A 20,138-nucleotide genomic window follows, 5' to 3' on the forward strand; every position below is an offset into this window, starting at 1 on the left:
GATTGAGCAGCCATGAAAATATGGTTCGACATTTCTAATTCACCGCAGGTGAACATGTTCAGCCGAATGATTACGGAACTTTCCCTTAATCATGAAGTCATCGTCACATGCAGAGACTTGGCAAACACCATCTCCCTGCTTGAACTTCATGGAATACCGCATCAAACCGTTGGCATTCATTACGGAAAATCATTGTCCAGGAAATTGCTGGGCTATCCGATTCGAGTGCTTCAACTCATTCATTATCTTGAAAACTACAATATCGACCTGGCCATTTCACAAAGCTCCTTTCATTCGGCTCCAGTCGCACGCCTGCGGGGCTTTCCTTCAATCTATTTGAATGACAACGAACACGCCATTGGAAATATTCCTTCCTTTGCTTGCGCAACAAAAATTATGGTTCCCGAATTTATGACCGACCAAAAACTTGCCGCGCAATTCGCAAAAAAAAGAAAAATAATAAAATATCCGGGAATCAAGGAAGGAATATATCTATGGCCAATAGCAACAGATATAATTTCGAAGATCAAAAAACGTCCGCCAGCAAAACGTCCTGCCGTGTATATAAGACCGGAACCCAGAACAGCACAATACTACAAAGGACAATCCGACATTCTCGATCCGCTGATTTCAGCGCTTGCCAAAAGCGCTGACGTCACGGTTTTCCCACGCGACACTACTCAGCTGCTACATTACACCGCGCTGCAGGGAAATAATATCAAGATCAATGGCAGCGCTACCAGGATCGAAGGTATTGCAACGAAATGTGATGTCTTTATCGGCGCTGGAGGAACCATGACACGTGAAATGGCAGTGCTGGGAATTCAAACAATCAGCGTGTATCAGGGTGATTTGCTCGACGTCGACCGTTATTTGATATCGCAAGACGCGCTGACATATTGTCCTGATATAACGGCCGACGAAGTCATGGCTATGTACGATAAAGGCAGGAACAGGCCAGTGCAAACCGCACTGCTTGCCAAAGGAAAAGCAGCATACGAAATAATTCTCTCTCAAATAAATAAATTTAGATGACAAGGCACGATATGACCAAGGTGGGAATAATTGGCTTGGGAAAAATGGGAATCTCTCATTTATCCATACTTAACGCACAGCCGCAGGTAGCCGTTACAGGCATCTGTGATAATTCGGCATACCTCTCAAACATGCTTGAAAAAGTAACTTCGATAAAATCCTATACAGAACCGGAACGCCTGATCAATGAATGCGCGCCGGATGCCATCGTTATTGCCACGCCGACAAGCACACATGCAAGCCTGGTGGAATACGCCCTGCACAGGAACATCCACATCTTCTGTGAAAAACCTTTTTGTATCGATGTTAAAAAAGGCGCAGAACTGTCAGAACTTGCAAAAAAAAAGAACCTGGTCAACCAGGTCGGTTACCACTGTCGTTTCATATCATCATTTGAAAAAGCCTACCAACTTGCACTCGAGGGATTGATTGGTTCCATATACCATGCACGCGTAGAAGTATATGGGGCCGTGATACTGGAGCCAAACGGAACATCCTGGCGTTCGGTTGCACGAGCAGGTGGAGGATGTTTATACGATTATGCCTGTCACGGTATCGATTTGCTGCATTTATTCATGGGCTCACCGAGTTCCGTTGCAGGCACTGTACTCAATCCCATCTATTCGCGCAATGTGGAGGACGAGGTGTACTCGAATTTTTCATACTCTGATGGGCGCACAGCTTCTATTGCCGCGAACTGGAGCGATAAAAGCTTCCGTAAAATGTCGACGCGCATCGCATTATGGGGAATAAATGGAAAGATTATAGCTGACAGGCAAGAAGTTCACATTTATCTGAACCATAAAGTATCGATACCGGATGCCACTTACGAAGCCGGATGGACATCACTGAATAACCTGTCCTTGAACAAGCCAGTCGGTTTTTATTTGAGGGGAGAGGAATATTCAATGCAGATCGAGCATTTTATTGCATGCATAGAAAATAAAATTCCCAATTCGAAAAGTACGTTTTATACAGCCCACAACACCGATGTGATTGCGGAAATGATGCATCATGATGCCAAACTCGGCAGTAACCGCAATTTGAAAAACAATGATGGTGCGCTGAAAAACAAGGCTGGTAGCTGGATAGAGTCAGTCAAGCAAGCGATGCATGCCGAGCGCACGCCAAAATCTTCAAAATAGGAAAAATTGGAAATCAGCATGGCTCATGCAGACCAATGAAAATCCAAAGGGAAATATTATGGAACGAATAATTCTTGGTGATAATCAATTTTTCGGAATTAACCATATGTCGGAAGAACTTGCGCGCCAACAGTCAATTCGATTCCAGACCGATGCCGCCATTATCAGTGTGCTTGATGCCGCATATGATGAAGGAATCAAGGCCTTCATGTGCACGACCCATAGCCGCCTGGCGGCCATCTGCAGACATGTCAGAAACAATCCACAGCACTACAGCAGTTTTGTATTCTACCCATGCATGCCGTATGCGCACAAATATGCCGATGCTGTAACACAATATGGAATGATCGGCGCACTCAAGCATTTCACGCCGCGTGGCAACGTCTTGAACTCCGCGATCCTGGGCGGCATTGCAGTTGCCCGTTCGGATATTGAAACACTGATAAAGATGCTGATTGACGCGGAAATGAAGATGTTTGCCGGGGTATCGACGCCAGTCATATTTCTGCAGAATATATTGACTGATCTTTTACTGGGTCTGCACTATCACGAGGCATTCAGGGTATTTCAAGATCACGTCAAGACGAAATATGATGCAGAAGCAGGTTTTATTACCATGAACCTGCCGCGTTTATTAGATGCACTGAATACGGCCGGCATCAGCAACCCCATCATATGCTCGAATATCAATAAAATCGGCTTCCGAATGAGCGGAGGAAAAGAAAAATATGAAGAGCTTATCGAAAAATCCACTTTCAGACCCGTTGCCATGTCTATTTTTGCTTCAGGGTCAATCAATCCGCATGAAGCAGTTGAATATCTCGCTGGCCTCGGCGACATCGAAGGAATTGTATTCGGAGCATCAAACAGAAAGAATATTCAGGATACCGTTCGCTTACTTTCCCAGAGATACCGCGTCCCCCGTCCTATCTCATAAAAAAGCATCGACGCAAGTTAAAAAATATTCATCTCGGCACAAAATGCGATACAGCCAGCTTGATTTTCATTAAAACAATAATTATCGAAACTAGCCGCGCGAGAGATTTAACGTTTTTTATTTCTGCCATGGCATACGATAAATATGCAAAACCTTCATTTCAAGATAGCGATACTGACACGCGGCCAAGCCGCTAATGGACCTGTGGCCGACCTCGTCAATCAAATTTCCGCCGCAGGTATCAGCAAGATATATTTTTTTGAATTACACGATACCCAGGCATCACGCCACCACCGAAAAGGGATAATAGCCCGTTTTCGATCGCTGCTGCGCTTGATAAACGATGCTGTCACTGACGGCGTAGTCCGGACCGAGATTTTCTTGCTCAACTACAGGGGCAAGCAAAAAAATCCACGATGGGAAGACACCATAAGTTCCATTTATCGGACCCGAAAATTTGTTCAGGTTTATAAGAAAGAAATGGATGGGAAAGAATATGTAGATTGGTCAGACATGAAAGCAATCGCCCATATCAATCCGGACATCCTGGTACAAATTGACAGCCCGCAACCGCCTGCCGGTATCAGCAACGCAGCAAAATTCGGCCTATTGGAATTAATTTACAGTCCGGCTACGCTTGAAGTCGCACCCCGCCCTGGATTCTGGACCAGCTATTATCGTAAGAATAAAACCGAATTTCAGATCCGCCATTATCAGCACGGCATCGATTCCGGCACATTGTTACTACATGGCTCGTTTGCGACAAAGCTGCTATTTTCCGAGAACTATCAGAGTTTGGTTCGCCAGGCTAATGCACAGCTGGTTTTGCTAATTTTAAAAATCGTGCGTAACGTGAAATTTTTACCGAGGCGGAAAGAACGAGGTTTCGATTTCGCATGTGCAAGCCCCCCTGGTACGCTGGCTTTGCTGGCATATATTTTCAAGTCATCATATCGGGTGGGAAGAAAATTCCTGCGATGTGCTTTCAATATAAAACAAAAGTGGTCGCTTGCCCTGACAATCGGACCATGGGTGCATGCCAACGAACGCGATATTTTCAGGATAGAGCCACCGCCAGGGAAATTCTGGGCTGATCCATTTCTTTTCGAACACAGTGACCAACTCTATTGCTTTGTCGAAGAATATGATTACAAAACAAAAAAAGGGCATATTTCTGTTCTGTCCATCAAGGATGAAAAAGCCATGAAGATTGGCAGCTGCCTCGAAAAACCTTTCCACCTGTCGTTTCCTTATATATTTCGCTATGAGGGAAATATATACATGTGCCCGGAAGCTTCTGAATCCAATGAAATAACAATTTATCGCAGCCAGATGTTTCCATTGAAGTGGAACGTCCACTCAACTGAAATGAGCGGCATTGCTGCCGCTGACACCATGATTTTCGAATTTGACGGGAAATGGTGGATGTTTACCAATATCGATACATCAGGCACACATGATTACTGCTCCGCGCTTCATATCTTTTATTCGGACAAGCCTGTGCACGGTAGCTGGAACGCACACGCCATGAATCCGGTCATCGTGGATTCCCGTGGAGGAAGAAATGGCGGATTGATAATCCAGGACGGAAGGATATTCCGAGGGGCACAAGTACAGGGTTATGACCAGTATGGCCAACGACTCATTGTCAGCGAAATAGTCTTGCTTAACGAGTTTGAATATGTTGAAGCAGAGTGCAAGGAATTCGGTCCTATCCCGCATACTGGACTGGTCGGAGTTCATCATATATCAACGACAGGCAATATGACTGTCGTTGATCAGCTGACCAGCAGATTCAAAGCATGATGTTTTTTTATAATTTATGACTACTATTTTTTCATCTTTTTTCTCGCGACCATGGATATGGTCCATGATGATCTGTCTCGCCGCTAGCGGCATATATATCTTTATCGATGTGACATTTGGAGATCTGAATGCCATCGCGGCCATCATTGCAATCGTCGCTGTGGTGGCAATACTAAAATCATACACCGCCGGAGTGACTTCGCTCGCATTAATTTTGCCCTTATCTTCCACCTATCTGTTACCGCGAAAAATTTCAGGTATTAGCGGCCTGAACTCCCTGAATCTCATTATAGTCATCGTCAGCTTTACTTCAGTCGTAAAATTTCTGTCACAGGATGAGAAACCCGTTTTTCCAAAGATTTCTCCCTCTCTGTTTGCCTTCTCCATCTTGATTGCCATAGCAGGAATTCGCGGAGCAATGCATGCTTCGATGGTTCCCGACTATTACCTGGAGTTGAATGTCATTTCCAGCAAATCTCAAACTGAGTTCCTGCAGATTTATGTGCTTAAACCTTTTATAACCCTGTGGGTGGTTTGGCTGGTGGCTTTGTTCGTTGCAAATTCGAGCAAAGCCGACGTGGTAGCTTACGGCATGGTGGCTGCAGGTATCATAATCTCCATGGCAATCTGTACCTACGCCATACAATCAGGATCTGAAATTCAAAATCTTGCCTCTCAAGAATCCAGACGATATCTTTCCGGTATTGGCATGCACGCCAATGAACTCGGGCTGATGCTTAACACGATATTTCTGATGGTACTGCTAATGGCATGCTCTGCCGGAGAAATCCTGAGACGCGCCATCCTTTTTTCAATAGCGTTTGCCCTGCTGGTGTCGATCACGCTCACATTTTCCCGTGGCGCCTACTTGGGTGCACTCACAGCAATATGCTTTGCGTTAACAGTTCGGCACAAAACCTTGCTGGCGTTGATACTCGTTGCCAGCGCCACTGCAATTTTCCTGCTTTTCCCGTCTACATTTGGACGCTCGGAAGAACTTGATCCTCACACCACGCCAGAATCGCTAAGTTCCGGACGAGTGGCGAATATCTGGGAACCACTGTTACCAGAAATTGTCGACAACATCATTTTTGGTGGGGGGGCCAGCTATATCCTGCGATCGGAAGCGGCGCGAAGTGAACGCATCCTCCCCGTCGGTCATCCACATAGCGCCTATCTGGAGGCTTTGCTGGATGTCGGCCTGGCAGGTTCCGTGATCATCCTGTTATTTGGGCTGTATGCCTGGCGCCTCTTTTCCATCGCAGCAGCGATGGCCGTTGGTACGCCCATATCTGCTGTACTGCGAGGTGGACAAGGATGCTTGCTGATTCTTCTGGTACAGGGAACAACCGACGACAGCTTTTTTCCGGCGCGAAGCCAGGCGTTTGTATGGCTAGCCTTTGCTGCGGCCTGGGGTATCCATGCGAAGTTTGCGACCAGATGGTCGTGGCCAATAATCCAGCGGGAGCCGGCATGAAGATATGTTTTCTGGGACTCGATAATTTGCCGGCACTCGCGCAAGAATTTGGACATCTTGGGGTTGGCGGAGAGCAAGTCCAGCAGGCGCTTTTGGCAAAGGCGCTGGTGAGCAGGGGCCATAGCGCTAGCATGATTGTATTGGACTACGGGCAAAATTCGATTACCAATTATCACGGCGTGACCGTGTTTAAAACATTTCGCCCCAGCGCCGGGTTACCGGTATTGAGGTTCGTCTACCCGCGCTGGGTCAAGATCTGGTCGGCAATGTCGGCCGCCGATGCGGACGTCTATTATGTCAGCTGCGCCGGGATGCATCTCGGCCTGGCAGCGATTTTTTGCAAACGGCATAATCGGAAATTGGTCTTTCGGGTCGCTCATGATCATGATTGCGAGCCTGAATTTCTTCTGGTGAAGTATCGGCGCGACAAGCTGCTTTACGAGTTTGGGGTGCGTCACGCAAATGCAATTTTGGTACAGACTGCCAAGCAGCAGATACGACTGAACCGGAACTATCACCGTATCGGTAAGATCGCCGGAATGCTGGTCGAACGACCGCTTGCAATGCCACCGCGCACGGTGGATGTCCTATGGGTCAATAATATACGCCCGTTCAAGCGCCCGGATATTTTTCTGGAACTTGCCAGATCCCTGCCTGATCTTCGCTTTCAAATGGTTGGCGGGCCCCAGCCCGGCCACGAGGCGCTGTTTGATGCAATTCAAAAAAAGGCACTGTTAATACCGAATTTGGAGTTCTGTGGACACGTCCCCTACCATTCAATGGACTCGTACTATTCTTCCGCTCGCATTTTTGTGAACACATCGGAAAGTGAAGGCTTTCCTAACTCATATTTGCAGTCCTGGATACGTGGCACACCTGTGATCGCTTTCTTCGACCCGGACGCAATTATTGAAAGGTTTTTGTTAGGACAGGTAGTGGCTAGCATTGATTCAATGCGCGTGGCAGTGCGCTCAATGATTTCTGACAATTTCTTGCGAGACGACTATGGCAAAAAATGTCTTTCATATATGGAGGACCATTACTCAGAGCAGGCTGTAGCAGCTTTATATATCGATCAATTCGAGGAACTGCTGCGATGAGCGATATGAAACAAAAAATCAGACTGCTTTTTCTAATGCAATCCTGTGGCATCGGGGGGGCTGAAGTCCAAGCAGTCAACCTCATCAATGGGTTGAGCAAGAACGTATTTGAAATCTCCGTAGTGTATCTTCGCAATGAAACCGATCTGCTAAAAAAAATAAATTTAGATGCAATTGAAAACCGTGCATTTTGCTTGCATGCCGGCCGTGCAATCGATCTTGGGGCAATCAGACGGCTTGCTTCTTACACCGAGAAGATGAAGATCGATATAGTTTTTTGTACAAACATGTATCCTTTGTTTTATGCATGGTGTACCAGACTTTATTCACGCCGCGCGCCAAAGATTATTGAAGCCTTTCACTCCACTAAATTTGGTACGTGGAAAGATCGTTTGAAGATGATCGCTTATTATCCGATCTGCTGGGCCAGCGATGCGCTCATTTTCGTCTGCAAGAACCAAAAAAGATTTTGGAATAGGCGCCTGTTGACTGCCAGAAAAACAGAAATCATATACAACGGAGCCGATGCTAAATTTTTTGTTAATGATTTTACGGCCACGCAGCTTTCCAATTTTCGCGGATCGTACGGAATGTCTGCAACTGACTATATTATTGGAATTTGCGCATTCATGCGTCCGGAAAAATATCACGTCGATCTTGTGCGGGCCATAGCAAAAGCGCGCGCTGATGGCCTTTCAGTACGGGCGCTATTCATAGGAGACGGTCCCGAACGAGAGGAACTTGAAAGAATAATATGCGAGCTGGGCCTGGGTTCAGAAATAAGAATCACCGGATTGCTGGACGATGTACGGCTGGCGGTTTCTGCATGCGACGTTATAGCGATTACCTCTCATTATGTCGAAACTTTTTCGATATCGGCATTGGAGGCCATGCTGCTATGCAAGCCGATGATCATGTCAGATATTGGGGGCGCAAATGAGCAAGTTGAACACGGCAGTACCGGATTCCTTTACAAGGCAGGCGACTTGCTGAAACTTTCGGAACATGTAGCCAGTCTGGCCGACCCGCATCTTAGAATTAACATGGGGAAACAGGCACGGGAACGCGTATTAAATATGTATACTTTATCAAGTATGGTAAACAGTTATTCCAGGCTCCTGCAATCAGTCCTTGCTTCTGATGGGGTCAACAATGACGATTATTAGAAGCATAGCGCGGAGTTCAATTATCCTCACCGCCGCATCCATGCTGGAATTTACAATGCAGTTATGCGTGCCGATAGTGCTGGTCAGACACCTTAGCACTGAAATTTTTTCGGAATATCGACTGATATGGCTAATGGCAGCAACCCTGCTTGCATTTGTTCCCGCTTTCATGCCTCAATCGCTTTTCTATTTTTTGCCCCGCGTTTCTGCCGAAGAGCGAACAACCTGCATCAGCAATGTTGCCTTGTATCTTGGTGTAGCCGGGATAGCAGCTGCGCTTATCGTGAGTCCCATTAATCCTCTGATATCAGGCCCGGTAAAGCAACTGTCGATCGATTCAAACGGCATGGTTCCTGTATTTTTGGCTGCCTGGATACTGGTATCGCTGAATACTACAATGCCTGTTGCTGAGGGACGGATTTTTTGGCAGGCAAATTTTGATGTCATACTGTCGCTATTACGTACAGGATTATTATGCTTTGCTGCACTTTTTATTGGCACACTGCTCTCGATTGTGTATGCGCTGCTAATAGATGCTTGTGCACGAGTAATCGTCATGGCACTGTACATTTTTACGCGTGAGGCGAAACCAAAATTGTCATTTTGTTTCGATCGCGGACTGCGTCAATTCCGGTATTCCCTGCCATTTGCGATCAGCAATTCCTTATTCCTGTTTCGCGCCCAAATAGATCAATGGGCGGTTGCGTTTACAACTGGCGCATCCGCGCTGGCCGTATTTTCGATCGGTGCAGTTCTCAATCCGATTGCATCGTTGATCAGACAACCGCTATACAATTCAACTGCGCCACGTTTGAGCGCATCGTTTACTCAACATGACTTTCATGCGTCACGGGAACTGATTTCGGGCGGAATTTCATATACGGTGACAATTCTCATTCCGGCAGTCGGGGGATTTTTCTTGATCTCAAGGGAACTGATCGCATTGGTATATACCGTGCAGTATCTCGATGCGCTTCCAGTCATGCATGCATACCTTGTCGGGATCGGTATCAGCTCGGTTAGCGTAAGTTATGCCCTTCCATCAATCAACAAAGGATCATTTGCGGTTAAAAATAATGCGTTATGCCTCACATTGTCGGCGCTCTTGAGTATCACATTTTGCCTCTGGCTTGGTCCTGTCGGTGCCGCGATAGGTAGTGTGGTTACGCTGGTTGTAAGCGAGACCTGGTCCATGAGAGCTATTGCCGTAGCGCTTGAAACTACAATTTTCAAGCTGCTCCCCGTTCCGATCATTGCCTGGGTATTTTCTGCAACGGCAATTTGTTTCTATATTTCAACCACAACAAGCCCTGTATACGACAAAAGCACAATTCTTGTTTTGATCTCGAAAGCCACGTTGTACATATTAACCCTGTCAATTTGCGCGGTGATTTTCCATGTATTTGATTTTAAAAAACTGTTGAAAACCACATGATTTTTGAGGTTTTGATCCGTCCAGCTTGACCTGGAAGATCCTGATTACACATTTGTTTTTTTAGTGGTTTCAGTTGACCCTATGACTTGCATCAATTTTAGCTGGTATTTTTAATGCTATAAATATAATTTTCCGCTGCAGCATTGTTGAGAATAATCTTATGGCGCAGACATACAAATATAAACTGTTCAACAACCGAACCAACCCCTCGAAAACTACGCTGGTCAAGGGTGTAGATGTTTCGCATCGATTAAATACACTAGATTACGTGGCGATGTTACGCGCTCACTACCTGATCGTGCTCATCTCAATTTTGACTTGTGCTTTGGCAGGCATGGCCGCCGCGCTGCTGAAGACACCGACCTATGAGGCAACAATGTTATTGCAGGTCGGACCTGCATTTTCCCGGAAAATTGGCAGTTTCGGAGAAGAACGCAATGGCCAGGAGAACAATATCAATGTGGCTTCTGAAACCGAGATAATTAAATCACGGGCAGTAATTGGTGCGGCAGCGAATGATCTGGCGTTATACATCAATGCGCGGCCAAATTATTTCCCGATAATAGGCCGGTTTTTTGCAGCGAAATCCGATGTAAGTCGCACAATCATATTTCCGATGTTTGAGAAATATTGCTGGGGCAACGAATACATCGACGTCAAGGCTTTTGACGTTCCGAATTCCCTGCTGGATAAAAAATTCGAAATTTCGTTGCAGAGAGGTGGATATTATACGCTTCATAGTTATGCCACACGGGAATCGTTTGTGGGGCACATAGGCATCGCGAGAAAATTTCATTCCAAACTCGGCAACATAAACTTGCATGTGGGTAGTGTTTTTGGTCAAGAAGGTCAATCCTTTATTCTGCTACGTCGTCCCGAAATTTCGGTTATTGAGGATTTGCAGGCATCGCTCACTGTTTCCGAGTCTGCCAAAGCGTCGAACATGATACGTGTCGCATTCAAAGGATCTTCTCCGGCAGCAACATATTCCTTCCTCAAATCCTTGAGCGCACATTATCTGGAAATTTCCGGACGCGGGCGCACTGGCAGCATTGTGCGTTCGATGGTGGTAGCCAACTTGGGCTTGCCTGATTTCAAGCTTCGCATGGAGCTTGCAGATCGAAAATATAATGATGCCAGGCGCAAATACGAGGTGGCGAATGTTGGCGACGTGGGAGCAGCAACAGCAAATCGTGTCATTCAATTGAGGGAGAAGCACTCTGATATTCTGCGCAAGCGCGTAGAACTTGGCTCAAGCCTGGGACCATCTCACCCCTTGTTAATTGCGGTTAATGAGCAGCTGCGCGCAATTGAAGCCGAGCTAAATACGGCAGAACGTGAGGTGGCCAGAATACCTGCAATGGAGGAAGAATTACAAAATCTGGCTCGGGATGCGAAGATTAATGCAGACCTTTATACAGCACTGTTGCGTTCTTCAAAAGAGCTCAGCTTTGCTGCAGAAAAATATTCGGCTGAGGTTCGAGTCGTCGATCCTCCAGTTGAGCCGACAGAACGCAGCGACGCACCATGGCGGCTCTTTATAGGATGCCTGACGTTGGGCGGTGTCATAGGTATTTCTTCAGCAATAATTATGGGGGTTATGCAGCGTCGGGTCTGCTAGCAGGTTCCGGCACCTTTGCATTCTTGCTTGTTTTTATGCTTTATCTTTCGCCTGGAGTTTATATTTTTATTGACGTTACACAGGGATAAATCATGAAGACACTGCATTCAGAAAAATTTCACTTGCGGATACCTTTCAGTGAAAATATTTCGCAATTTGTCGATCCTGATCTTTGCACCTTTCAGCTCTTTCCTCCGCCAGTGCCGCAGTTTATCGAACAGGAGGTCGAACGTCTGTACGAAAACGTCTACTGTACTGTAGCACGCATGCGTGTCTATGGATTTGATGGTGATGCATATACATTCATTTCTAAATACAAAGGAAATATCGCTGATATTTTTATTTTTCGAATCCGCGGCGCTACGGCTTCTGTTCTGAATCAGCAGATTACCATACCGGAATGCCGAATTCGTTATTTCGTTGATACCATATTATCTTTGTTTTTACGGGTGAAAGTTGTCAGTTTTCATGCAATAGATGTCGAGATCAACAATACATGGCGTCTGTTTAATAAATGGGAGGCGATACACGAAAATATTGTGGCTTTACCTGCCAGTCGTGCCGATTTTGACGAACGGCTCAGCTCTTCCTTTCGTAACAGTATACGCAGCTCCAGTCGCAAACTCCATGCCGACTTTCCGTCTTTCACTATCCGTTTTTATTCCGGATTGGAAATCTCGGAAAAAGATACACGAGCGATTATTGCACTGACTGCGCAACGAATGGCCACCAAAGGAAAAAGCAGTTACCTGAAGGAGGCTGATATTGAACGAATCATGAGGGTTCTGAGACTGTATGGAATGCTGTGCGTTGCCACCATCGATGACAAAATATGCGGCGGAAATATTTGGTATGCGGTTGGCAAGCGACACACGATGCATATAATCAGTCATGATCCTTGCTACGATCGCTACGCACTTGGAAATTATCTGAATTATGAAACCTTCATTTACTGCATAGAGCAATCTGGTAAAGAGTGCTGGTTGATGGGAGGTAATGATGCTCATAAGGCTAAATTCGGCGCCATTCCTTTCAATCTGTACAGCTATCGCTTTTACCGGTCGCCCCGAAATATAATCAGGTATTTTTTTGATAATTTTATGGTGTCGACCATATCGCTATGGACCAAAGTTTTCTATAAAACAGCAGCGCTTGTACGTGGCTTGTTGCGATGAGACTTCTTCTCAATGTGGTCAATATAGTCTGCTTGCCGTTAGAGGCGCTTCGATTCCCTGCTCCTGCCAGACGTTGCCTGGCTTCGCATCTATAGTTACTCGATCTTTCGGCAGCATGCCTTGATGTGATGCCCGTCTGTGCATACCTCCTCCGACCCGTTGCCGAAGCCCTGCCCGTCTACCCGGTTTATGGTGTCGTGAAATACAACAAACTGTAGTAGCTGACTGTATCGCAGGTGCCTGGCACGAGCGTAGGGCAGCGCACGTCAACGACTTGCAGCGCGCAAGTTCACGATGAAGTCAGACAGTGTTTTCGATCCGCAAGACATTGGCGCCGGTTGCCTTGATTGCTGACTCAGGCGTGAACTGATTGCCCGCTTGCAGCAAGCTGCCCGGCGCGCGGCCAGCACCAGGGTGGGCCAGATGAAGCCAATCCAGGCCAGATACAGTGTCACGCTGTCTTTCATCCATGCTCTTGCGCTGATGCGGGCTCGCTCGGGCAATAAATGCAAGATATTGCCGGGTAATATAGTCGATAGCCAGCAAGGCCAAGCACCAGGAGCGCCGGCGAAGGGCTGCAGCGCCAACCAGTCATTGGCCAGCCTCAAGTCCCATGCAAGGATTGGTACCGGCGGTTATCGGCAGGCCGTGAATCTGAAACCTGCTGATATCGGCGATTCTTGAGACACATACGGCGCTCGGGCACTTTGATCCAACGCTGACCATGGCCGGTGCGTTGGTGCGTGACGTTGTTGGCGGCCGCTGGTAATTGATGAGATGGATGCATGCAAGCAGAGGCGCCGTGGAGGTGCCGAGATACTGCATGGGAATACAGGGTTGCGAGCCGGTCCTGACGGCGCATCGCTGCACGCATCCTGTCTGGGTGAAGCGTTACAGGCGGGCAGTGGGGCGATACTCAGTGCGCCGAGCTGGAGGCGGCCATCTGTTGTAGCTTGCGATCGGTGCGCCCGATCCATCAATTACATTGCCGCCAGTTAGTTATGGTTCGTTGTTGGAACATCGGTTTCTGCCCTACGGCCTTGCGAAATAGTTAAATAAAGTTGCGGCACGGTTCCTTTGATCGGCAGGCGCAGCTCGCTCAGCTCGACTACACGTAGCACGTTCAATGCAGCACTTTGCAATGTTTCAATCAATGCATCGACTTCAAGGTGTGATTTCTTAAGCATGAAAGACCCCATCACATTCAATATTCGTTTGATGCCACAAAAGGTGAGCGTCGATTCCTTATTTCTGTATCGACATGATTTCTGGTTAATCAGAGAACATAGTCTCTTCAGGCTGTAGCTCCGATTTTATGCCAAGCCTTTTAATGGAACCTTGACCGGCATCACTCATCTCAATGGATTTATTCTTACAATCAAATACAAAGTTCATACTTCATATCTTGCCAACACGTATTTTATTAATAATTTTCAATCATGCCGATATTCAATATATCACCGGTGGTGGTTCGATCAGAAAACTCCAAACCCTAGCTCAGGATCACTCTTCACAGAGACTATAACGAGAGCCATATGAACCTTACAGCCTCTTCAATTCCTGTCTTCTCATCAATCTCACCAAAGTCATTCATCGGTATTTTTGAACGTTTAGCCAATCCAAAGGTCTCCAACTCAGCAGTCATAGTAGGACTTTCGAAAATGAGTCTGGATTTTTCGAAAAAATGCAACTCGGACAAAAATTCAGAATTCAAAATTCATGGATTTTTTGACGACCGAAACTATTCGAAAAAATTTTATGAAGCGGCCCCTCCACTGCTCGGTGTCATTGAAGAAATGGTCGACTACGTTAAAGCCAACAAAATTCAATATATATTCATCGCATTTCCGATCTATGGAAACACGAGAACATTGCGAATTATCAGGGAACTCAAGGATACTACCGCATCCGTATATTTCCTGCCAGAACTATACCAGTTCGATCCCATATATACCCGTTACAGGAAAGTCGGAGAAATGGCGCTCCTTTCCGTTCATGAGACACCCCTGGTGGGGCTCAAGCGTATGGGAAAACGCATGACCGATATCGTCGTCAGTGTATGTGGAATAGTCCTGCTTTCTCCGATTTTTATTTTTACAGGCCTGGCGGTCTGGCTGACCTCATCTGGATCAATTATATTTCGACAACGCCGCTACGGATTAGGCGGTGAAGAAATCATTGTGTACAAGTACAGGTCGATGGTTGTCAACGATGACGGGCCTGATGTTCCCCAAGCTCGCCGTAATGATCCGCGACTGACCCCGATTGGCGATTTTCTTCGAAGAACTTCGCTAGATGAACTGCCTCAGCTTTTCAACGTTCTTAAAGGAAATATGAGTATCGTCGGCCCTCGTCCCCATGCCGTCGCCCATAACGAGCTTTATCGCAAATTAATCGGTGGATACATGCTGCGTCATAAAATCAAACCCGGCATTACCGGGTGGGCACAAGTTCACGGATTGCGAGGGGAAACCGAAACTACAGAAAAAATGGCGGCAAGGGTAGAGCATGACCTTTTTTATCTGCGTAACTGGTCCTTCTGGCTGGATATCGTGATCATTTTCAAAACCTTCAAAATTGTTTTCAGCAAGGAAAACGCCCATTAGCACTGCCCTGTCCGAGCCACACCATGGGCGACTGATTCTGCGAGTGGCTTTCGTTCAGGCCGCCATAAGCGCGGTCCAGAAGAACGCTATCCGCCCAGCAGCTGCATGTAGCGTGCTGATCAGTCATATTGCCTACATTCAATGACATGGCGCGATCGTTTGCGCTGCCAGCCGAAACATCGTACCGGATCGGGAGCCTCGAACTCATCTGCAGTAGCCGCACGAGGAGTGATGGCAAGGAAGAGCCACCCTGTACGCAACCACTGATCGACCATTGGCATACCTGGCGGCCCATCCTGCAGAGCCGCCTCTCGAATCCGGTGTATTGGCGGCGCTTTTCCATGCCCGTCTGTGCGGCTACGTAATGACGACGCGAAAGCGACAACAAGTTTCCGTCGAACTAGACATCTCCATTCTTATTGCAAGGCCGGAAATACGATTTCACGTTACGCAGCATTTTTATTGCATTTACGATACGCTTGTCCAGACCGGTATTTCCCTGATCGAGGCGTTCGATCCAGAGCTTGTAACGGCGAATTTCATGCCGAATCACCACCCACAGAAAATGTCCAATATTTCCCGCCAGCCGTGCGCTGGAACGATATATTTCGATGCGATACAGATCGATATTCTTCGCCCCCATCGCATACTTGTAATTTGTTCTACCCCAGCCAAAATGATAGGATTTCGCGCCATTGGCGATTGCATCGCAAATACTAAGGAAACAGCAAAGCTTCCCCAAGCCGTATTCATTGTATTTTGGATGGTGCGCCAGGACATGCATGAAATAGTGTTCGCCAACCCGGTAACAAATGGCGCCTGCGCAGATATCAGAGATATTTTTTGCCATCACCACGGTGCCATATTTTCGAATCAGTTTTATCAGTTTTTGTATTGCGATTTCGTTATAGTGGAATCGTCTTTTTTTAGCGGACATTCTTGCATGGCTGAGCGCGATAATGCTTCTTATCTGCTGCTCGCTGACGTTATCTTTGCAGCAGGTTTCAAATTGAATCGCTGGCAAATTCTGTTGCAGCTTTTTCTGGCTTTTGCGAATCGAAGCACGCGTATTTTCGCTCAAAATCTTGAAGTAAGCTTCGGCCGTGCTGGGCAACTGCAGCACGATGTCCTCGAGGCAGTTCAGCTTCTGTACCGGACGCGAAAATTTATTTATATCCGTATTAATTGCGTAAAACGAAATGACAGACACTGACTTGTATTTTGAGAAAATGGCATCTGAAAATTTCCTGATTTCATTATTTTCAAGGCTGATCTGTTCATTGTAGACTGTCACCCGATTTCCCTCACACCGGAACAGCAAGACCGTCCGGGCTTTTGCACCCTGGCGCACAATGTAAGTACTTGCCCCGGCCAGCGCGCCATCGATTTTCATTCTTGCCACGGTGGTAAATATGGATTGGTAAATATTTTCCAGATCATGTTCGACAGAATCAGGCACATGGTCGTAAAATTCCACGCATGCAATATCTTCGGCGATATTTTGAATGTCTTCTGCAATGGCGATCATATCTTCCCTTCCACTTTCCCGACAATCATGTCAAAAAATCAGTTATTTTTTAAAATAAACATCTCAATGGCAAGTTCAAGCCATGATGTGCCAACTGATCATAATTCTTTTTCGGACGATGATTTGTCGTTTTCACACGAAGCGCCTGGCATTATGAGTTCCGTCAATATCCTCGTTGCCCAGGCAAATCGATTCGTTTTATTCCCTCGGCAGTTCTGATGGTTTATGCCCCAGGTCTGGCCAGGATCAATCAATGGACCAGGCCGCCTGACAGACCGTCAGGTGCCGGCACATGCCGCAACGCATATTCAGTATCGCTTCAATAACAGTCTGATTATTCTCTCACCATCGATTATCAAATTAATCATTAATTTCTGAAAAGAAAAATAAGCTAATGAAAAACTGCTTATAGGAAATTTCGTTGGCAATTATTACAACCAAGAAAAATATTTTCTTTTCTTGCGGAACTAAATTTGTTGATCTATCTCAAACCTTACTCATTTTAATTATTATAGTAAGGAACCTTGTGAACAATCCTACGTCACCTACACTCAGGGCAACGGTCGTATTCGCGCCCGTACTTTTACTTTTGGCAGCTTGCGGGGGAGGTACATCACCGCCTTCAGAATTATCTTCGCAGGCAAATGGCTTACCAGACATTACAGCCGCCAGCATCGTTGCAACTGACGTGGTCCATCCTGCAGACTATGCTCCCGAAGCGGAGTCAGCCATTATGGAAAATGATGCAAGTCTCACAGCAATTGACGCGACTGGCGCCTCGGCATCTTCCGATATTGGCAGCATCAATCCGGCAAATGTCTCAACCGAACCCATCCCTACCACCGATAAGTTTTTAGCCAGTGTCGTAGGGGCAAGCGGAGGACGAGATCCACTGAAGCAACCATTCTCGACAGGGAGTATATGGAATATGCCGATCGGCAGTGGCGCCATCTATCTCCCAGCAAATTTACCCACAAATCCAGGGAAAAACATTTGGGCAAAAATGCCTGGAATTGATGACGAGCACATCGTGCTGAAACCAACTGCGCCCTTGACGAAAATTAATGCCAGCAATGCGGCATGGAGCGGCAGGAATCGGTGCGCGGCAACCGGTGGCCTGTTGCTGCAGGTGCCGATGCCGAGCAATTATATTGTGCCGAATAGCACCTCAAATTCCTCTTCTTCTTTTCTGCTCGCGGATGGCCGTTCAATTGTCCAAACGCAACCTCTTGCGCGCTGCACGGCTGGTGGGCCTGGCACTGCGTTGGTCAAATTTGCCTCGGTTGACCTTTACGGCCCAGGCATCACGGGGGCGCATGGCGGCTCAGGGCTCTCGGCAATCGGCGGCTCGATTCGGGTGGGCGAACTTCGGCCTGGCAGTACCGGGCCGCGACATGTTCTCAAACTGGCTGTGTACGCCAAAGAGTCCTTGTATAAATGCAGCTCCCGATCGAACTGCTTCCGTTGGCCGGCAGTGACGTCCGATAGCTATGCGGTAGGGAATTATGGCGTGAATAACCCCAACTCACATCCATCGATGAAAATGGGATCATTGCTGGCAATTCCACCAGCCACCAATCTGAACGCCTTGGGTCTGGAAACCGTTCCAGCAAGACAGCTGGCGTGGACGCTGCAAAACTACGGTGCGTACATCGTTGACGATACCTATGCACCGGGTTTCTTCCTGAATGCGGAAGTAGGTCCCGATGGTTCGGTACCAGCTCAGTTCAAGGCGGACTATGGATTCGAAATGGAACAGAAAGTTCAAGGCAATACAGCGTGGATGCGCGACATACAACGGCTGGCAAAAGCGTTACATGTGGTGACGAATAATGGTCCAAGCAGCATTGGAGGTGGGGGTACGCCAAGGCAGCCGCTGGCACCGCAGATTTAACTCTCGCTCTGTTCTCACGGCACGCAGCTTGTCGTGGGGATGTCTCGAATGCATGCAATGAAAGAGTGCTGCCATTAAAAAAATGGCCTGTATTTTCCGGTTTATTTTATTCCCACAATATTCAAAGGCATCAAGCTCCGGAAATATTTTATTTTTCTCAGCCAGGGGAATGTGATCATGGCGATTTCAATAGGACGCGCCAGCCAATAGGGAAAAGGAATTTTCAAGCCCCGGGCATTGATAAAGAAATGTATTTTCCGAAATCCGCATCGCCTGAACAGCTGTCGTAACGAATAATAGTCATATTCGCATAAATGAAAGCCGGTCGCCTGATAATCGAAATATTCGGATACATCGTGCGGGCCAGTAATCTTGCTGGGCGTCTTGCAGCTATATGCGCCGCCAGGCTTTAATACGCGCAAAATTTCCTTCATTTGATCTGCCACGTCATCGGGATGCAGGTGCTCTATCAGCTGATTTGAATACGCGATGTCGATAAAATCGTCCGCCAGGGCGATATCGGTGGACTGCGTGCGCAAAAAAGAAAAATTTTGAGGCGCACGTTCGTATTGTATAAGCTCTTGGGTGACGTCCAGTCCATAGGCATGCAATACCTTTGCTGCAACGGCAAAGCTCATTTCCGCGTCGCCGCAGCCCACCTCAAGAAATCTGGTGCCCGGTGCCAGCGCGACATTTATGTAGTGCAAGTCGAGCGCAATGGTCGATGTCGATCGATCAGCCGTCACTTGAGGGTGGTCGGGCAAAGAGGTGAATAATTCCGAATACACTTTGCCGTAGATGTGTGCGCGCTCCGAACGGGGGGCGTTGAACAGCTGCGCCGCCAGCCGTCGCTCGAGTAAATAATGCTGGTAAATACGCTCGATGGACCGCTCGTCGCGACGTCGCTGCTTGGTTTCCATATAGTCGGGGCGCAAAGGCAAGTGCTTCAGAGTATGGTCCATATCGCCTCCGCATCACGCTATCCAATGCCACAAGAATTTTATAGTTTGGTACAAATAAAGTTGATGGCGTTGATCGATATCACAGCCAGGGGACCCGGATGGCTCAGCTGCCCCAGCTGCCATTACGTGCGCGATCCACACCTCGACCAGCCCGTAAACAAAAAAAGCCCAACCGGTAAAGGCTGGGCTTTTTTCATTGCTGCTTGTTCTGGCTCCCCGACCTGGACTCGAACCAGGGACCTGCGGATTAA

Annotated in this window: 16 protein-coding genes; 12 read left to right on the plus strand and 4 right to left on the minus strand. The window is 47.2% G+C overall.

Annotation, left to right across the window (positions count from 1 at the left end):
• The first annotated feature begins 12 nt into the window (after nt 1-12).
• The 10 genes from RTQ46_RS02910 (at nt 13) to RTQ46_RS02955 (ending at nt 12,897) form a co-directional block, all read left to right on the plus strand.
• A complete protein-coding gene (locus RTQ46_RS02910; RefSeq protein WP_312434471.1) occupies nt 13-1,035 on the plus strand; it encodes a DUF354 domain-containing protein in 1,023 nt (340 codons plus the stop codon).
• Nucleotides 1,036-1,046: 11 nt separating this feature from the next.
• Entirely contained in the window at nt 1,047-2,180 is a 1,134-nt protein-coding gene (locus tag RTQ46_RS02915) for a Gfo/Idh/MocA family oxidoreductase (protein WP_312434472.1), read from the plus strand.
• Between the two features lie 25 nt (nt 2,181-2,205).
• Entirely contained in the window at nt 2,206-3,117 is a 912-nt protein-coding gene (locus RTQ46_RS02920) for a hypothetical protein (RefSeq protein ID WP_312434474.1), read from the plus strand.
• 144 nt (nt 3,118-3,261) lie between these two features.
• On the plus strand, nt 3,262-4,923 hold the full coding sequence (locus RTQ46_RS02925; RefSeq protein WP_312434475.1) for a hypothetical protein: 1,662 nt from the start codon (nt 3,262-3,264) through the stop codon (nt 4,921-4,923).
• 64 nt (nt 4,924-4,987) lie between these two features.
• The gene (locus RTQ46_RS02930) at nt 4,988-6,400 is read left to right on the plus strand and encodes an O-antigen ligase family protein (protein ID WP_312434476.1); all 1,413 of its coding nucleotides are present in this window, start codon (nt 4,988-4,990) and stop codon (nt 6,398-6,400) included.
• Nucleotides 6,397-7,500, plus strand: coding sequence for a glycosyltransferase (locus RTQ46_RS02935; protein WP_312434478.1), 1,104 nt, complete (start codon nt 6,397-6,399; stop codon nt 7,498-7,500). Before RTQ46_RS02930 ends, RTQ46_RS02935 begins: the two co-directional genes overlap by 4 nt.
• Nucleotides 7,497-8,666: a glycosyltransferase family 4 protein gene (locus RTQ46_RS02940; protein WP_312434479.1), complete on the plus strand. Its 1,170-nt coding sequence runs from the start codon at nt 7,497-7,499 to the stop codon at nt 8,664-8,666. The genes RTQ46_RS02935 and RTQ46_RS02940 overlap by 4 nt, the downstream gene beginning before the upstream one ends.
• A 133-nt stretch (nt 8,667-8,799) precedes the next feature.
• Nucleotides 8,800-10,101, plus strand: coding sequence for a lipopolysaccharide biosynthesis protein (locus RTQ46_RS02945; RefSeq protein WP_312434480.1), 1,302 nt, complete (start codon nt 8,800-8,802; stop codon nt 10,099-10,101).
• 160 nt (nt 10,102-10,261) lie between these two features.
• Nucleotides 10,262-11,722, plus strand: coding sequence for a GNVR domain-containing protein (locus tag RTQ46_RS02950; RefSeq protein WP_312434482.1), 1,461 nt, complete (start codon nt 10,262-10,264; stop codon nt 11,720-11,722).
• Nucleotides 11,723-11,814: 92 nt separating this feature from the next.
• On the plus strand, nt 11,815-12,897 hold the full coding sequence (locus RTQ46_RS02955) for a GNAT family N-acetyltransferase (protein WP_312434483.1): 1,083 nt from the start codon (nt 11,815-11,817) through the stop codon (nt 12,895-12,897).
• 300 nt (nt 12,898-13,197) lie between these two features.
• On the opposite strand, the gene RTQ46_RS02960 is transcribed toward RTQ46_RS02955, so the two are convergent.
• Together RTQ46_RS02960 and RTQ46_RS02965 are read right to left on the minus strand one after the other, a co-directional pair.
• The gene (locus RTQ46_RS02960; RefSeq protein ID WP_312434484.1) at nt 13,198-13,443 is read right to left on the minus strand and encodes a hypothetical protein; all 246 of its coding nucleotides are present in this window, start codon (nt 13,441-13,443) and stop codon (nt 13,198-13,200) included.
• Between the two features lie 449 nt (nt 13,444-13,892).
• Nucleotides 13,893-14,084, minus strand: coding sequence for a hypothetical protein (locus tag RTQ46_RS02965; protein ID WP_312434485.1), 192 nt, complete (start codon nt 14,082-14,084; stop codon nt 13,893-13,895).
• Between the two features lie 348 nt (nt 14,085-14,432).
• Between RTQ46_RS02965 and RTQ46_RS02970 the strand changes: the two genes are divergently transcribed.
• The gene (locus RTQ46_RS02970; protein ID WP_312434486.1) at nt 14,433-15,503 is read left to right on the plus strand and encodes an undecaprenyl-phosphate glucose phosphotransferase; all 1,071 of its coding nucleotides are present in this window, start codon (nt 14,433-14,435) and stop codon (nt 15,501-15,503) included.
• A gap of 400 nt (nt 15,504-15,903) precedes the next feature.
• Here the strand turns inward: RTQ46_RS02970 and RTQ46_RS02975 are convergent, their stop codons facing one another.
• Nucleotides 15,904-17,031: a GNAT family N-acetyltransferase gene (locus tag RTQ46_RS02975; RefSeq protein WP_312434487.1), complete on the minus strand. Its 1,128-nt coding sequence runs from the start codon at nt 17,029-17,031 to the stop codon at nt 15,904-15,906.
• A gap of 421 nt (nt 17,032-17,452) precedes the next feature.
• On the opposite strand from RTQ46_RS02975, the gene RTQ46_RS02980 reads away from it, so the two are divergent.
• Nucleotides 17,453-18,925 carry a hypothetical protein gene (locus RTQ46_RS02980; protein ID WP_312434489.1) on the plus strand — a complete coding sequence of 491 codons (1,473 nt, stop codon included), beginning with the start codon at nt 17,453-17,455 and terminating at the stop codon, nt 18,923-18,925.
• Between the two features lie 101 nt (nt 18,926-19,026).
• Here the strand turns inward: RTQ46_RS02980 and RTQ46_RS02985 are convergent, their stop codons facing one another.
• Complete coding sequence (locus RTQ46_RS02985) at nt 19,027-19,887, minus strand: class I SAM-dependent methyltransferase (protein ID WP_312434490.1); 861 nt, start codon at nt 19,885-19,887, stop codon at nt 19,027-19,029.
• Nucleotides 19,888-20,138 lie beyond the last annotated feature (251 nt).

The organism is Janthinobacterium sp., from assembly GCF_031995485.1.
GTDB lineage: Bacteria > Pseudomonadota > Gammaproteobacteria > Burkholderiales > Burkholderiaceae_D > Janthinobacterium.

Bases quoted from the DNA above. Each gene is read 5' to 3' on its own strand.
- RTQ46_RS02910 (WP_312434471.1), top strand. From the start codon at position 13: ATGAAAATATGGTTCGACATTTCTAATTCACCGCAGGTGAACATGTTC.
- RTQ46_RS02915 (WP_312434472.1), top strand. From the start codon at position 1,047: ATGACCAAGGTGGGAATAATTGGCTTGGGAAAAATGGGAATCTCTCAT.
- RTQ46_RS02920 (WP_312434474.1), top strand. From the start codon at position 2,206: ATGCAGACCAATGAAAATCCAAAGGGAAATATTATGGAACGAATAATT.
- RTQ46_RS02925 (WP_312434475.1), top strand. From the start codon at position 3,262: ATGCAAAACCTTCATTTCAAGATAGCGATACTGACACGCGGCCAAGCC.
- RTQ46_RS02930 (WP_312434476.1), top strand. From the start codon at position 4,988: ATGATGATCTGTCTCGCCGCTAGCGGCATATATATCTTTATCGATGTG.
- RTQ46_RS02935 (WP_312434478.1), top strand. From the start codon at position 6,397: ATGAAGATATGTTTTCTGGGACTCGATAATTTGCCGGCACTCGCGCAA.
- RTQ46_RS02940 (WP_312434479.1), top strand. From the start codon at position 7,497: ATGAGCGATATGAAACAAAAAATCAGACTGCTTTTTCTAATGCAATCC.
- RTQ46_RS02945 (WP_312434480.1), top strand. From the start codon at position 8,800: ATGGCAGCAACCCTGCTTGCATTTGTTCCCGCTTTCATGCCTCAATCG.
- RTQ46_RS02950 (WP_312434482.1), top strand. From the start codon at position 10,262: ATGGCGCAGACATACAAATATAAACTGTTCAACAACCGAACCAACCCC.
- RTQ46_RS02955 (WP_312434483.1), top strand. From the start codon at position 11,815: ATGAAGACACTGCATTCAGAAAAATTTCACTTGCGGATACCTTTCAGT.
- RTQ46_RS02965 (WP_312434485.1), bottom strand. From the start codon at position 14,084: ATGCTTAAGAAATCACACCTTGAAGTCGATGCATTGATTGAAACATTG.
- RTQ46_RS02970 (WP_312434486.1), top strand. From the start codon at position 14,433: ATGAACCTTACAGCCTCTTCAATTCCTGTCTTCTCATCAATCTCACCA.
- RTQ46_RS02975 (WP_312434487.1), bottom strand. From the start codon at position 17,031: ATGATCGCCATTGCAGAAGACATTCAAAATATCGCCGAAGATATTGCA.
- RTQ46_RS02985 (WP_312434490.1), bottom strand. From the start codon at position 19,887: ATGGACCATACTCTGAAGCACTTGCCTTTGCGCCCCGACTATATGGAA.